The organism is candidate division KSB1 bacterium, assembly GCA_034505495.1.
Taxonomy (GTDB): Bacteria; Zhuqueibacterota; Zhuqueibacteria; order Residuimicrobiales; family Krinioviventaceae; genus Fontimicrobium_A.
In genome coordinates, this window is sequence record JAPDQV010000005.1 from 130,504 (window position 1) to 130,851 (window position 348).

Annotated in this window: 1 protein-coding gene; it reads right to left on the reverse strand. The window is 58.3% G+C overall.

The annotated features are described in order from the left end of the window. On the reverse strand, positions 1-308 hold a 308-nt coding region (locus ONB24_03890; GenBank protein MDZ7315244.1), incomplete at its 3' end, for a site-specific DNA-methyltransferase. Positions 309-348: the final 40 nt, after the last annotated feature.

The following is a 348-nucleotide window of genomic DNA, read 5'->3' on the forward strand; positions in this document are numbered from 1 at the left end:
CAGGTGTCGCGGAAGGCCTTGATTTGCTCCGGCTCGGCGGTCAGGTCTTCGTCCTTGCCATCCTTCACATCGCGCCGGTTCACAAAAGGCTGGAAGTTGGAACCGTATTTGATGCCGTAGGGCGGATCCATGTAGATCATCTGCACCTTGCCGGCCAGGCCCTCTTTTTCCAGCAACGAGTTCATCACCAGCAAGCTGTCGCCGGCGATGAGGCGGTTGCTCCAGCCGTGCTTGTGCTGGTAGAACTCGATGGCCTCGCGCAGCGGCTCCGTTCGTTCCTGCTCGAACAACGGCAACTGCAACTGCATGCGCCCGCCATTCACTATCCCCTGTCCACTATTCACTTTT